The 13,938-nt window shown below is 71.0% G+C and carries 14 protein-coding genes; 3 read left to right on the forward strand and 11 right to left on the reverse strand.

All coding sequences use genetic code 11. The features are described 5' to 3' along the window. Positions 1-63: 63 nt before the first annotated feature. The 6 genes from ACH34W_RS46970 to infC form a co-directional block, all read right to left on the reverse strand. Complete coding sequence (locus ACH34W_RS46970) at positions 64-1,203, reverse strand: ATP-binding protein (RefSeq protein ID WP_395967754.1); 1,140 nt, start codon at positions 1,201-1,203, stop codon at positions 64-66. A gap of 88 nt (positions 1,204-1,291) precedes the next feature. Next, a complete protein-coding gene (locus tag ACH34W_RS46975; protein WP_395967755.1) occupies positions 1,292-1,795 on the reverse strand; it encodes an STAS domain-containing protein in 504 nt (167 codons plus the stop codon). Between the two features lie 331 nt (positions 1,796-2,126). Continuing rightward, complete coding sequence (locus ACH34W_RS46980; RefSeq protein ID WP_395967756.1) at positions 2,127-2,981, reverse strand: TrmH family RNA methyltransferase; 855 nt, start codon at positions 2,979-2,981, stop codon at positions 2,127-2,129. A 34-nt stretch (positions 2,982-3,015) separates the two neighbouring features. After that, a complete protein-coding gene (gene rplT / locus ACH34W_RS46985; RefSeq protein WP_151569078.1) occupies positions 3,016-3,393 on the reverse strand; it encodes a 50S ribosomal protein L20 in 378 nt (125 codons plus the stop codon). Between the two features lie 72 nt (positions 3,394-3,465). Next, positions 3,466-3,660, reverse strand: coding sequence for a 50S ribosomal protein L35 (gene rpmI / locus ACH34W_RS46990; RefSeq protein ID WP_151569076.1), 195 nt, complete (start codon positions 3,658-3,660; stop codon positions 3,466-3,468). A 187-nt stretch (positions 3,661-3,847) separates the two neighbouring features. Next, positions 3,848-4,441, reverse strand: coding sequence for a translation initiation factor IF-3 (infC, locus tag ACH34W_RS46995; RefSeq protein ID WP_395967851.1), 594 nt, complete (start codon positions 4,439-4,441; stop codon positions 3,848-3,850). Positions 4,442-4,931: 490 nt separating this feature from the next. On the opposite strand from infC, the gene ACH34W_RS47000 reads away from it, so the two are divergent. Both ACH34W_RS47000 and ACH34W_RS47005 read left to right on the forward strand, forming a co-directional pair. Then, entirely contained in the window at positions 4,932-5,453 is a 522-nt protein-coding gene (locus ACH34W_RS47000; RefSeq protein WP_395967757.1) for an NUDIX domain-containing protein, read from the forward strand. Positions 5,454-5,460: 7 nt separating this feature from the next. Then, positions 5,461-6,507, forward strand: coding sequence for a PfkB family carbohydrate kinase (locus ACH34W_RS47005; protein ID WP_395967758.1), 1,047 nt, complete (start codon positions 5,461-5,463; stop codon positions 6,505-6,507). Here ACH34W_RS47005 and ACH34W_RS47010 read toward each other — a convergent pair. Beyond that, complete coding sequence (locus ACH34W_RS47010; protein ID WP_395967759.1) at positions 6,474-7,145, reverse strand: HIT family protein; 672 nt, start codon at positions 7,143-7,145, stop codon at positions 6,474-6,476. The two genes, ACH34W_RS47005 and ACH34W_RS47010, sit on opposite strands and share 34 nt — an antisense overlap. Positions 7,146-7,329: 184 nt before the next feature. On the opposite strand from ACH34W_RS47010, the gene ACH34W_RS47015 reads away from it, so the two are divergent. Further along, the gene (locus tag ACH34W_RS47015; protein WP_395967760.1) at positions 7,330-8,706 is read left to right on the forward strand and encodes a prenyltransferase/squalene oxidase repeat-containing protein; all 1,377 of its coding nucleotides are present in this window, start codon (positions 7,330-7,332) and stop codon (positions 8,704-8,706) included. An 18-nt stretch (positions 8,707-8,724) separates the two neighbouring features. Here the strand turns inward: ACH34W_RS47015 and ACH34W_RS47020 are convergent, their stop codons facing one another. From ACH34W_RS47020 to alaS, 4 genes are read right to left on the reverse strand one after another with little or no spacing between them, the layout of a single operon-like run. Next, a complete protein-coding gene (locus ACH34W_RS47020) occupies positions 8,725-9,579 on the reverse strand; it encodes a shikimate dehydrogenase (protein WP_395967761.1) in 855 nt (284 codons plus the stop codon). Then, positions 9,552-10,799: an endolytic transglycosylase MltG gene (gene mltG, locus ACH34W_RS47025; protein ID WP_395967762.1), complete on the reverse strand. Its 1,248-nt coding sequence runs from the start codon at positions 10,797-10,799 to the stop codon at positions 9,552-9,554. The genes ACH34W_RS47020 and mltG overlap by 28 nt, the downstream gene beginning before the upstream one ends. Then, positions 10,796-11,254 (reverse strand): Holliday junction resolvase RuvX, encoded by a 459-nt coding sequence (gene ruvX, locus ACH34W_RS47030; protein ID WP_395967763.1) that lies wholly within the window; start codon positions 11,252-11,254, stop codon positions 10,796-10,798. Before ruvX ends, mltG begins: the two co-directional genes overlap by 4 nt. 14 nt (positions 11,255-11,268) lie before the next feature. Next, positions 11,269-13,938, reverse strand: a complete 2,670-nt coding sequence (gene alaS, locus ACH34W_RS47035; RefSeq protein ID WP_395967764.1) for an alanine--tRNA ligase — start codon at positions 13,936-13,938, stop codon at positions 11,269-11,271.

Here is a 13,938-nt window from a genome sequence, read left to right on the forward strand (position 1 = left end):
ATCGCCCCGCAGTCTAGTGCGCGGCGGTGTGCGGCTTGGGAAGCCCGCGAGGAGCGGCGACGATCAGGACGCGTGGTCCGGTGCCCCTGCGGGCAACGTAAATCGGAACTCGGCGCCGCCGCCCGGGGCGCGGCGTACGGCGATCGCGCCGCCGTGGGCCTCGACCAGGCCCTTGACGATATAGAGGCCGAGCCCGGTGCCGCCGCGGCGGTTGCCGCCGGGGCCGCGCCAGAACTGCCGGAAGACGCGATCGGCGGCCTCGGGCGGGATGCCCTCACCCTCGTCGCGCACCGACACGGCCGCCCCCTCCTTGTGTGCGTCCGGCTCCACCACGATCGTGACGGTCCCGGCGCCGTGACGCACGGCGTTCTCCACCAGGTTACCGAGGATCTGGTCGATCTTGTCGGGGTCCAGCCACATGTCCGGCAGCTCGCCCCGGGTGTCGAAGCGGAACCGTTCCTCGGCGTCCCCCGCCGCGACCCGGCCCGCGATGACCTTGCGGACCTCGTCGGCCAGGTCGACCACCTGCCGGTGCATCTCCAGGCGGCCGGCCTCGATGCGGGAGACGTCCAGCAGCTCGGTGATCAGCCGGGTCACCCGGTCGGCGTCGGCGTTGACGGTCTCGAGCATGACCCGCTTCTGGTCGTCGTTGAAGCGGTGCCACTTGGCCAGCAGCGTGGCCGTGAAGCCCTTGACGCTGGTGAGCGGGGACCGCAGCTCGTGGGCCACGGTCGAGACCAGGTCGGCGCGGTCGCGTTCCTGCCGGGCGCGGTGGGCGGCGTCGCGCAGCGAGACCGTGAAGCGTTCCACGGCGCCGTCGCGGTCGCGCCGGTATCCGGCGGTGACCAGCAGCTCGGTGTCGTCGGGCAGGTAGAGCGAGCGCTCGGGATGGCGGGTGCGCGTGGCCAGTCCCTCGTAGGGGGCCAGGCACTTCCACCAGTCGCGGCCCTCGGAGTCGTGCAGCGGGAGCACGTCGCGGAAGTCACGGCCGATGGCGGCCTCCGCCGCGATCCCGGTCATCCGCGCGGCGGCCGAATTGAAGATCGTGACCCGCCCGTCGTGACCGGCGACGAGCAGGCCGTCGGCGAGGTCGTCGGCCCAGCCGCCGGCCCTGGCTTCAATCGGCGATGAGGAGCCGCCGGCCGGGTCGTCCCGGTCGGACGGCACGCGTTGAGGCACGTGCGGGGAGTCCTCTCCGCCCACAACGGCCTCCAGAACACCGGTCGGAACGCGGCCTGTCAGGAAGAGACTCTATCCGGACCCGGCCACCTTACGGGACCCGGAAAACTCCCTAGGGAAAGGCTTTTGTGGCGACCGAGCGCACCTGGGTGACCGCGTCGGCAACGTTCTCGTGCGAGGCGAGGGTGCGGTACAGCCCGGAGATCTGCAGGAGGCGCCGCTGCGCGGGGCGCACCCCGGCGAGCCGCAGCGCTCCACCGTGCTCGCCGGCACGGTTGTGCGCCGCCACGAGCGCGCCGAGACCGGTGGCGTCGCAGAACGACACCCCGGAGAAGTCCACGACCAGCTGGTGGTGCCCGGCCGCGTCGAGCTCGCGCAGTGCCGTCCGCAGCGTGTCGGCGGTGTGCAGGTCGATCTCCCCCCAGACCGCCAGGACCGCCAGCTCGTCGTGCGCCTGCACGACCGTGACCCGCAGCCCCGGCAGCGGCTCCCCCGCGCTCCCGGACTCCACGGTGTCGCCGGACCCCACGGCGGGCTCCGTCTCCGTGCCGCGGCACCGCAGCAGCGGGCCGCGCCGGCCGGTCGATCGGCCGCCCGGCTTCCTGTTCTCGTTCATCTCATGGCCCCCACTCTGCCGCCCCCCACTCTGCCGTCCCACTGTGCCGTTCATCTCTGCGCAGACTCATCCCCGCCCTGCTCATCACGCTAGGCATCCGGTGGGACGAGTAAATCCCCCATCGGGTTGGACCGCCGCTCATCCTTAGGAACGAGCGGGATGATGCAAACTGCAGCCGAACCCTCAACAGGGTCTCATCCTCCCAGGTCAGCGCCCGGGAAAGGACCCCGGGAACGACCGCAAGCGGCCAGCCGGCCCGAGAACCCGCGGGCCGTTCCGGGCGTCCGGCGCGCCGGGCCCGGCGGTGCCGGCGGTGCCGCGGTGCCGGCGCTCAGGAGGCCCGCTGCGCCCGTGCCGACGCGTAGAGGCACACGGCCGCTGCCGTGGCCAGGTTGAGGCTCTCCGCCCGGCCGTAGATGGGCACCCGCACGACGTCGTCCACGTGCCGCAGGATCTCGTCCGGCAGCCCCCAGGCCTCGTTGCCGAACACCCAGGCCGTCGGCTCGGCGAGGAGCCCGTCGTCGATGGCCTCGTCCAGCGTGCGCTTGCCCGCGCCGTCGGCCGCCAGCACGGTGAGTCCCGCCTGCTTGAGGTCGGCGATCAGTGTCTCGAAGCGCGGCCCGACCACGACGGGGAGATGGAAGAGACTGCCCGCGGACGCCCGCACGCACTTGCCGTTGTACGGGTCGACGGAGGCGTCGGTGAAGACGACGCTCTCGGATCCCGCGGCGTCGGCGGTCCGCAGGACGGTGCCGGCGTTGCCCGGGTCGCGTACGTGGGCGAGCACCGTCACCAGCCTCGGCCGGGACTCCAGCGCAGTGCCCAGCGGAACGTCGATGAACTCGCAGACCGCCAGCAGCCCCTGCGGGGTGACGGTCTGCGCGAGCTCGGCCATGACCTCGCCGCTGACCCGCGACACCGGCACGCCGGCCTGCTCGGCCGCGGTCACCAGCTCCGGATGGCGGGACTCGGCCTCGGCGGTGGTGAACAGCTCCGCGAGACCCCCGGGCCGTGTTTCGCCCCCATGGCTACGCCCCACCGCCCCCGCGGCCAGCGCCTCGCGCACCGCCTGCGGCCCTTCGGCGAGGAACCGGCGCTCACGGTGCCGGAAAGCGCGTTTGGCGAGCCGCCGAGCGGCCTTCACCCGTGGTGAACGCAGTGAGGTCAGCTCGTCGCGGCCCGCCATCGTCGCTCGTCCGCCTGCCGGCCCGATGCCGGCCTCAGGCGGCCTCGCTGCCCTCGGCGGGCAGCGCGGCCTTGGCGACCTTCACCAGGGCGGCGAAGGACTCGGCGTCGTTGACGGCCAGCTCGGCCAGCATGCGCCGGTCGACCTCGACCTCGGCGGCCTTGAGACCCTGGATGAACCGGTTGTAGGTCATGCCGTTGGCGCGGGCCGCGGCGTTGATCCGCTGGATCCACAGGCGCCGGAACTGGCCCTTGCGGTCCTTGCGGTCCCGGAACGCGTACGTCATGGAGTGGAGCTGCTGCTCCTTGGCCTTGCGGTAGAGACGCGACCGCTGGCCGCGGTAGCCGCTCGACCGCTCCAGGACGACCCGACGCTTCTTGGCGGCGTTGACCGCCCGCTTCACGCGTGCCACGTGATGAACTCCTTCGTGGGGGCCGAGGGTTCTGGCCTCGGCCGGTCGTACGGATAGCTGGTCGTCGGCTGCTTACTTGCGCAGCAGCTTCTTCATGTTCTTGGCGTCGGCGGGGCTCACCACGACGTTGCCGCTCAGGCGGCGGGTCCGCTTGGTGGGCTTGTGCTCGAGCAGGTGGTTCTTGTTGGCGCGGCGGCGGATCACCTTGCCGGAGCCGGTCAGCTTGAAGCGCTTCTTGGCACCACTGTGGGTCTTGGTCTTCGGCATGGTCGCCGTCGTCTCCCTCTACTCGGGCCCCCTGCGGAGGCAGGCAGGCGTGCCTGATCGGGCGCATCCCACGGATCACATGGCGACGCGCCTGGTCAGGCTCAATGTACGTGCGTCACGATCCTGCCGAGGCAGGATCACATGCGGCTCGGCCTGGTGGCCGGGCCGGTGGCCCTCGCCGGGCCGGTCAGGCGTTCTCGTCCGAAGCTGCTGCCGCGGCCTCGTCACGGGCCGCGCGCTCGGCCTTGGCCTCGGCCTTGGCCTCCGCCTTCTTCTTGTGCGGACCGATCACCATGATCATATTGCGGCCGTCCTGCTTGGGCCGCGACTCGACGAAGCCGAGCTCCTCGACGTCCTCGGCGAGCCGCTGGAGCAGCCGGAAGCCCAGCTCCGGGCGCGACTGCTCGCGACCACGGAACATGATCGTGACCTTGACCTTGTCCCCCGCCTTGAGGAACCGCACCACGTGACCCTTCTTGGTCTCGTAGTCGTGCGGGTCGATCTTCGGCCGGAGCTTGATCTCCTTGATGACCGTGTGCGCCTGGTTCTTCCGCGCCTCACGCGCCTTCATCGCGGACTCGTACTTGAACTTGCCGTAGTCCATGAGCTTCGCGACGGGCGGGCGCGCGGTAGGCGCCACCTCGACGAGGTCGAGATCCGATTCACGCGCCAGTTCAAGGGCCTTGGCAATGGGCACGATGCCCACTTGTTCGCCGTTCGGGCCGACGAGCCGGACCTCGGGCACGCGAATGCGGTCGTTGATACGCGGTTCGGCGCTGATGGGACCTCCTTGGGGCCGTCACTCAAGTTCTAGGACCGGTCGTACCCCAGGCTCTCCATGCAGAAAAGCCCCGTACGACTCGCACACGGGGCCACCTTCGGTCGCCTCGGGGCCGGTGGCCGCCGAGGGCGATGACAGAACCGGACGCCTAGGCGCCGGTCTGCCGGACCGAGACCCACCGGCCTTCAGCCGGTCAGGTGGGAGGTGGCCTCCGCTTGAGCGCCCCGCCCGGTATCCGTCTGGACACCATACGAGGCCGGTCAGCCACCAAGACTACCACTTGGTGGGCACTACTGAGACATCCGCCGCCAGGCCGGGACGGCGGAACGGGCGTGGGGTACGCCATCGGTATCAACGACGACGCATGCCCGTGAATTCCCACGGGAGGTGACGGGCATGTGCCGGAGGCGGGGCGGGTGTGGAACCGGGCGGCTTGCTAACGTGAGGGGACGACCGGCCGCCAAGGCCGGTTGAACGGAAAGATCCCGCGATGCGCGCTTTCAGGTCCGGCGCCGCTCCCACCGCCGCGCCGCGCACGGCCCCGCCGATACGGCTCGAGTTCGCCCAGAAGGCCTTCATCCTCGATGGCGGCCGCCGCCTGCTGCTGGTGCGCAAGTCCGCCACGGACCCGCACCACCCGGGCCGGTGGGAGGTCCCCGGCGGCCGGCTGGAGGTGGCCGACGACATCGATCTCGACGACCACATCCGGCGCGAGGTGTGGGAGGAGGTCGGGCTCAAGATCGATCCTGGCCCGCCGTTCCATCTCTGGCAGTGGTTCATGGCCGACGCGCGCCCGGGGCCGCGCGACCGTCCGGGCCAGGTCCGGGTGGTGGCGACGGCGCGGCTGTGCCGGCCGGTCACCACCGAGGCCAGCGTCGAGCACCAGACGGCCGACGATCATCTGGACGAGCCCGCCTGGGTGCCGCTCCCCGAGCTCGGCGGCTACGAGCTGATTCCCAGCCTGCGTCCCGTCATCCGGGCCTTCCTCCGGCTCTACCCGGAACACCGCTGACGCCGGCATGGGGACCGCCGGGGTCGACGCGGGAGAGGCCACCGCCCGCCCGCCGGTGGTGTGGCCGGGCCTCGACGGCGTGACCGACCGGCGCTTCGACCTGCTCGTCATCGGCGACGTGCGGCTGGAGGTCCGCGCCGAGCTGCACGGCATGCGCTTCACCGACCTCACCGCGGACCGGCTGGCCTATGCGGACGCGAGCGCGGTGGTCGCCGGGACGGCCGTCAACATGGCGCGGAGCGCCACCGGGTACTTCCGGCACGTCGGACTGTTCACCAGGATCGGCGACGACGACCACACCGAGTCGATCCGGCGCGAGCTGAGCAGGCTCGGGGTCCGCGATCTCTGCCGCGTCGACGCCGGCATGCCCAACGGCGTGGCGGTGATGGTGCGCGACGACGCTCCGGCGGGACCGGGTGTCCGGCTGCTCATCGCGGCTCAGAACGCCCCGAGCCGGCGCCTGTCGGAGGCCGACGTCCGGCGCGCAGCCGCCGAGATCCGGGCGGCGGACGTGGTCTTCCTCGACGGGTACGCGCTGCTGTCGCCGATCTCGCGGGCCGCCACGTACGCGGCCGCCCGGATCGCCAATGAGAGCGGCACGCTGGTCGCCTTCGACCTCGTCCCGCACGACATCGACGGCCGGGTGCCGATGTGCGAGGTGCTGCCGCTGCTCGCCCTCACCGACGTCATCGTCACCGAGGCCGCGACCGTGGCACGGCTGTTGGGGGCCCCGCACGCCGCCGCGAAGCAAGGCGTGATGGGGGAACCGCGGGGGTCTGGGGGTCGCCCCCCAGAAGAAACAGCCAGGCACGCCGAGACCCGTGAGCTGCTGCCGCTGCTGGACCGCTCGGTCGGCGGGCGGCCGTTGTGGCTGCTGCGCTTCGGCGAGACCAACCTGGAGAACGTCCTGGCCTACCGGCGGGGGCAGGGCGGCGAAGGGCTCCTGCTCGAATACGCGTCCGGCTATGGCGAGGGGATTGAACGCGCCGGATTCGGCGACCGGCTCGCGTCCTGCGAGCTCTACTGGTGGTTGTCGGCGCGCTCGCTCGGCTGAAACGCCTCGATCGTGCGGAAGAACCGCGCCCGGCTGCCGGGCAGCCCGAAACTCTCCTGCCAGCGCCAGGGCCCGCCGGTCAAGGCCGCGTCGTGCGCGACGGTGGCGGCCCAGCGCAGGAACTGGCTCGGCACGCCGTCGCCCGGGTGGACGGTGGCGGTTCCCTGTTCCTCCACCAGCAGGTACGAGCGGTGGCCGCGGAAGAACCGCCGCACCGCCTCGTACGACGCGGGCTCTCCAGGCAGGCCGCGCTCCTCGACCATCGCGCGCACGCCGGAACCCGACGGCAGCAGATGCCAGTGCGCGTGGTCGATGCACGCGCCGCCACCCTGCGCCGTCCCCGGCCCATGTTCGAAGAGCAGCAGGTCGTCGCGGCCGTACACCTCGCGGTACGTCCGCACCACGCGGTCGCGCCATACCTGGGCACGCGCCCACATCGCCCGCCCGAACGCACCCGCGCACTGGTGATGTGCCGTCGTCACCAGCAGCAGGTGCCCCTCCACGATCGGGGCGAGGTCGGGCATCAGAAAGAAGTCGTCGTCGGCCGCGAGCACCGCGGCCTCGCCGGGAAGGTCCACCATCGCGTTGAAGCGGAACCGCAGTGGCGGACACAGCACGCAGTCGTGCACTGCGTCCATGCGCATCACATCCTCCAGGGGGCACGGCCCGCCACACCCGTTCCGGTTGATTTCAGGTGGGCCGTCGCTACACAGGGTGCCCAGCTCATGACATATGTGATGTACCGGATGGATAGAGCCACCCAGCAGAAGGGGTGCAGATTCATGGCGGAACGGGAACATAAGCCCTAGAGAGCGGGACAAAGTGACGAACCTTCCCATCACCCCCATCACAGCAGAAGCAGCACCATCGAAACCGGCACCCCGGGCGACCGGGCCCCCCGTCATCGACACGGCCGTGCTCGGCGCCCGCCTGAACGACTGCCTGGACGTCCTGCGGGACTCGTACACCACCAACCCGCTCCCCGGAGTGGGGGGCGGCTGGTATCACGAGCTGACCCGGCCGGAGCCCGGCACGACCGCGACCGCGCTCGGCCTGCTGGCCTTCGTCGAGGCCGAACGTTGCTTCGAGCATTTCGACGAATCCCTCGCCTACCTCACCTCCCGGCAGATCTCCTCCAGCGATCCGCTCAAGGACGGCGGCTGGTCCACCAAGACCAGCCTCGGCATGCCGGTCGTGGAGGCCACGGCGTGGATCGCCCGCTTCCTGGCCCGCGCACGCTGCGATCTGCGGCCTGACGCCCCCGACATCGGGCGGGCCTACCAGTGGCTGGTGCGCAACCAGAATCCCGACGGCGGCTGGGGCTCGCTGCGCAACAGCCCCTCCCGGATCTGGCTGACCTGCCTCGCCCTGCGCGCGCTGACCCAGCTCAACCCGTACGATCCCGCCATCGAGCGTGGCATCGAGTGGCTCACCGCCGACCGGACCGCGCACCGTCCCGCCTGGGGTCCGACCCCGAACGCCCAGCCCACGGTGACGCACACCGCGTTCGTGCTCCTCACCCTCGCCGAGGCGCGTCCCGGGCACAGCGACGAACGCCTGCTCGCCGCGTACGACTGGCTCCGCGGCAATGTCGACACCGACGACGAGCACATCTGGATCGAGACCTACAACGTCTCCCCTAGCGGCCCTGGATCCAAGCCGGTCTGGCGGCTCGCCCTGTGGCACTACGGCCTGCCGATCGCCCTGTCGGCGCTGCTTCGCGATCCGCGCGGCGTGCCCGGCGGCCTGGTCAGCCGCGCGTTCCGAACCCTCGCCGACGGCGGCGCCGCCGACCCGCCCTGGGCCGGTTATCCCGGTACCGGCCGGTCCTCGTTGTGGATGCTCACATGGCGCATGGAGGCGCTCACCGCTCTCAGCCGCCTCCCGCTGGCCCAGCCCGGCGACGTCCTGCACTGGCTGCCGGACGCCATGGTCATCCAGCGTGCGCACGCCAGGGCCAGTGCGCTCCCCGCCTTGCTCCCCCGGCGCCACCGGATCGACCTCGCGGCCCAGGTGAAGCGGCATTGGACGACGCTGCTGCTCCTCGGCGTGTGCCTGGCCAGCCTCATCGGTGTCATCACCGACACATGGCAGTGGCGGGACTTCTGGCTCAGCGTCAGCCTGCCGATCATGCTGTCGGTCATCCAGGAGGCCATGCGGCGGAAGAGACCCCCGCCGCCGCCTCCGACCGCACGCTAGACGCTCACGGCTGGGCGCTCACGGCGTGGCGCGGCGGGCAAGCTCGGCGTGGCCTGCGGCTCGCATCGCCTCGACCGGGACGTCGTCACGTCCGGTCATCATCGCCACCTGCCGTACGGCCTGGTGCAGCAACATCGGGAAACCGCCGACGGCGAGCCCACCCGCCTGTTCGACCGCGGCGGCGAGCGCCGTCGGCCAGGGGGCGTAGACGACGTCGAAGAGCGCCGAGCCGGATGCGGCCACCGGTTCGGCGAACTCGTCGGCGGCGCGTCCCGGCAGGGTGGACACCACGAGATCGGCGGGCAGCGCGTCCGCGACGCGATCCAGCGTCATGACCCGCACATCCAGCCCGAACCGTTCGCCGACCCCGGCCGCCTCCCCCGCACGTGCCGGGTCGCGGACGGCCAGGACGGCCTCCTTCAGCCCCAGTTGCGAAAGCGCGGCCAGCGCCGACGCGGCGGTCGCGCCGCCGCCCATGACCACCGCCGAGCCGGGCGCTCCGAGACCCGCCTCGGTCAGCGCGGTCACGATGCCGTACACGTCGGTGTTGTCGCCATGCCGCCGGCCGTCACGCAGGACGATCGTGTTGGCGCCACCGACCGCCACCGCCAGGTCCGACACGGTGTCGACGAGGCCCAGCGCGGTCCGCTTGAGCGGCATGGTCAGCGACAACCCGGCCCAGTCGCGGTCGAGGCCGGCGAGGAATCCCGCCAGCCTCGCCTCGTCGCACTCGAACGCGTCGTACGACCAGTCGTCCAGCCCCATCGCCGCGTACGCCGCCCGGTGCAGCACCGGCGACAGCGAATGCGTGATCGGCGAGCCCAGCACCGCGGCCCTGTGCACCATCAGTTGCCGGGGTTCCGCTTCTGCCATGCCCGGAACTTGGCCTCCAGGCGCCGGAACTGCGCTTCTGTCTCGGCGAACTCGGTGACCTGGTTGGTGGGGTCGGTAGCGATGAAGTAGATCCACTTCTCGCCCGGCGTGGGGTTCATGACGGCCTCGATCGCGTCCCTGCCGGGATTGGAGATCGGCCCGGGCGTGAGGCCCTGGATGTAGTACGTGTTGTACGGCGACGATTTCGTCCTCGTGATGTCCCCTTCCCGGACGTTCAGGGTGCGCTTGTTGAGGACGTAGAGGACCGTGCTGTCGAACTGCAGCGGCCTGCGAATCTTGATCCGGTTGTAGATCACCCGGGCGATCTTCGGGAAGTCCTCGGTCTTGCCGCCCTCGGCCTGGATCAGGCTGGCCATGGTGATCACCTGGGCGGGGGTCAGCTTCACCCGCCGGGCCTTGGCCTCCAGGTCAAGGTCCGCCGCGGTCTTGTTGTAGCGGTCGACCATCTGCTTGATGATCTGCCGCGCCGTGGCGTTCGGGCTGATGTCGTAGCGGCCCGGGTAGAGGTAGCCCTCCAGCTTGCCGCCGGAGTACGACGGCAGGCCGAGGCCCTTGGTGTTGGCCGCCACGGCCTGGAACTTGGACGCCTGGATGCCCGTCTTCTTCTGCAGTTCCTGGAACAACTCCAGGGTCCGGATGCCCTCGCGCACGATGAGCTGGTTGCCGGAGCTCGACTTGGGGTCGAGCAGCAGCGCCATCGCGGCCTTGGACGACATCTGGAGGCGCATCTGGTAGAAGCCAGGCTGGATCTTGCCGGCCTTGGGCTCGTTGCCGTACACCTTCACGAACGCCCGCACGCTCTTGACGACGTTCTTCGACTGGAGCGTCGCCGCGATCGCCGAGCCGCTGTCGCCCTCCTTGATCTGGACCGTGACGCTCCCCGCGCCCGCGCCGTCGTAGTCCGGCGGATGGAGCCGCTTGTCCAGCCAGGCGTAGCCGACGACCCCGCCTGTGCCCACCAGCGCCACGATGAAGGCGAGGGCGAAGAACACCGCCGCGCGGCCGCTCTGCTTGCGGCGCTTCTGCTTCTTGCGCGTCTGCCGCTGTGCACCGCGGCTGAGCCGCTCGTCCGCCAGATGGCCCTGGGCGTACGGATCGTGCCCCTGCGCGTACGGATCGTGCCCCTGGCCGTACGGATCGTGGCCCTGGCCATGGGGATCGTGGCCGTGCGGGTCTGAGAAGAGATCCAATTCGTTCATGAGCTTCCCCGGACGATCTCGCCTGGGGGACGTCCCGTCAACCTTTCCCCGTCCAGAGCCGCCTGAAGCAACACCGCCGCGGCGGCCTGATCGACGACCTTGCGACGCGCCTGACCATGGACTCCCCCAGCCCGCAATCCGCTCTCGGCGGTGACGGTGGTGAGCCTTTCGTCGTACAGCCGGACCACCTCCGGGGCCAGCCGTCCGGCCAGCCTGTCAGCGAACTTCCGTGCAGCCTCGGCGGCCGGGCCTTCCCGGCCCGACAACGACGTCGGCAGCCCGACGACGACCTCGATCGCCTCATGCTCGGCCACGAGCTCCGCCAGCCGGTCGAGGTCGCCCTTGCCACGCTTCACGGTCTCCAGGGGAGACGCGAGGATCCCGCTGGGATCACAGCGGGCGACGCCGATGCGGACCGTCCCCACATCGACGCCCAGCCGCACTCCGTGTCTCATGGTTCCAGGATCGTTCACATGGCCGCCACGGCTCGTTCCACGGCGGCCAGCGCGTCCGGAACGGCCTCCGGGTTCGCGCCTCCGCCCTGTGCGAGATCGTCCTTGCCGCCGCCACCGCCACCGAGGGTCTTGGCGGCGGTGCCGACGAGGGCGCCGGCCTTCAGGCCGCGTTCCTTGGCGCCCTCGCTGACCGCGATCACCACGACCGGGCGGTCCTTGGGCACGCCGACGACCATGACGACCGCGGGGCGGCCCGCCAGCCGGCCGCGGATGTCCACGGCGAGCTTGCGCAGATCATCGGCGCCGGTGCCGTCCGGCGCCCGGTGGCCGACGAAGGCGACGCCGTTCACGTCCTTGGCTCCCTCGGCGAGCGACCCGGCGATCGCCAGCACCTGCTGGGACCGGAGCTTCTCCAGCTCCTTCTCGGCCTCGCGGAGCCGGGTCACCATGCCGGAGACGCGTTCGGGCAGCTCCTCCTTGCGGGTCTTGAGCTGCTCGGCGAGCTGGGCGACGAGCACGTTCTCCTTGGCGAGGAACCGGAAGGCGTCGATGCCGACCAGCGCCTCGACACGGCGGATGCCGGCGCCGATGGACGACTCGCCGAGGACCTTGACGAGGCCGAGCTGCCCGGAGCGGGCGACGTGGGTGCCGCCGCACAGCTCGCGGGAGTAGTCGCCGACCTCCACGACCCGGACCTCGTCGCCGTACTTCTCGCCGAAGAGCGCCATGGCGCCCATCGCGCGGGCCTCGTCGAGGGAGGTGGTGAACGCGCGGACGTCGAGGTCGTTGACGAGGACGTCGTTGACCTCGTCCTCCACGTCGCGCAGCACGCTGACCGGGACGGCGCCGGAGGCGGTGAAGTCGAACCGGAAACGGCCGGGGGAGTTCTCCGAGCCGGCCTGCGCGGCGGACTCGCCGAGCGCGCGGCGGAAGCCGGCGTGCACCATGTGGGTCGCGGTGTGCGAGCGTGAGATCGCCCGCCGCCGGTCCACGTCGATCTCGGCGAACGCGGTGTCGCCGGCCTGGGCCTCGCCGCTGCGCACCGTGCCCCGGTGCACGATCAGGCCTGCCAGCGGGGACTGGACGTCGCCGATCTCGATGACCGCGCCGTTGCCGAGCCTGATCACGCCGTGGTCGGCGAGCTGCCCGCCGCCCTCGGCGTAGAACGGGGTGCGGTCGAGCACGACCTCGACCTCGGAGCCCTCGCCCGCGGCCGGCACGTTGGCGCCGTTGACCAGCAGGCCGACCAGCCGCGCCTCGCCGAGGACGTTGTCGAAGCCGATGAACTCGACCTGGCCGCCGGAGCGGGTCAGCAGGTCGTCGAGCGCCGACACGTCGAGGTTGCCGGTCTTCTTGTCCTGCGCGTCCTTCTTGGCGCGGTCCCGCTGCTCCTTCATGAGCCGGCGGAAACCCTCCTCGTCGACCTGCAGGCCCTGCTCGGAGGCCATCTCCAGGGTCAGGTCGATGGGGAAGCCATAGGTGTCGTGCAGCTTGAACGCCTGGTCGCCGGCCAGCGACGGGCGGCCCGAGCGCCTGGTCTCCTCCACCGCCGCGTCGAAGATCGCGGTACCGGTGCGCAGGGTCTGGAGGAAGGACTCCTCCTCCGCGTCGATCACCGTGTGGATGTTGGCGGCGGTGCGGATCAGGTCCGGGTACTGCTGTCCCATGGTCTGGATCGCGACGGCGGCGAGCTCGTGCATGAGCCCGGCCTCCTCGCCGCCCAGCAGCCGCAGGTTGCGGATGGAGCGGCGCAGGATGCGGCGGAGCACGTAGCCGCGGCCCTCGTTGCCGGGGCGGATGCCGTCGGAGACCATCATCGTGCCGCTGCGCACGTGGTCGGCGATCACACGCAGCGACACGTCGGCGCGGTGGTCACGGCCGTACTTGGCCCCGGTGAGGCCGGCCGCCCGGTCGAGGATCTTCCAGAGCGTGTCGGTCTCGTAGATGTTGTCGACGCCCTGCAGGACGGCGGCCATCCGCTCCAGGCCCATGCCGGTGTCGATGTTCTTGGCGGGCAGCTCTCCCAGGATCGGGAAGTCGTCCTTGCCCTGGCCGGCGCCGCGCTCGAACTGCATGAAGACGAGGTTCCACACCTCGAGGTAGCGGTCCTCGTCGGCGATCGGACCGCCCTCGCGGCCGTAGTCGGGACCCCGGTCGTAGTAGATCTCCGAGCAGGGGCCGCACGGGCCGGGCACGCCCATCGACCAGAAGTTGTCGGCCATGCCGCGGCGCTGGATGCGGTCCAGCGGCACACCCACCTGCTTGTGCCAGATGTCCTGGGCCTCGTCGTCGTCCTGGAAGACGGTGACCCAGAGCTTCTCCTCGGGGAAGCCGAAACCGCCGTCGGCCTCGGAGCGGGTGAGCAGCTCCCAGGCGTACGGGATCGCCTGCGCCTTGAAGTAGTCGCCGATCGAGAAGTTGCCGAGCATCTGGAAGAACGTGGCGTGCCGGGCGGTCTTGCCGACCTCGTCGATGTCGGGGGTCCGCACGCACTTCTGGGCACTGGCCATCCGCGGCGCCGGCGGGGTGCGCTGGCCGAGCATGTAGGGCTTGAACGGCACCATGCCGGCGTTGACCAGCAACAACGTCGGGTCCTCGGCGATCAGGCTCGCCGAGGGCACCGCCAGGTGCCCGTGCTCCTCGAAGAACGTGAGGAAGCGGCGTGCGACCTCTGCCGACTCCAT

This window comes from Actinomadura sp. 6N118 (assembly GCF_044326415.1).
Lineage (GTDB): Bacteria > Actinomycetota > Actinomycetes > Streptosporangiales > Streptosporangiaceae > Spirillospora.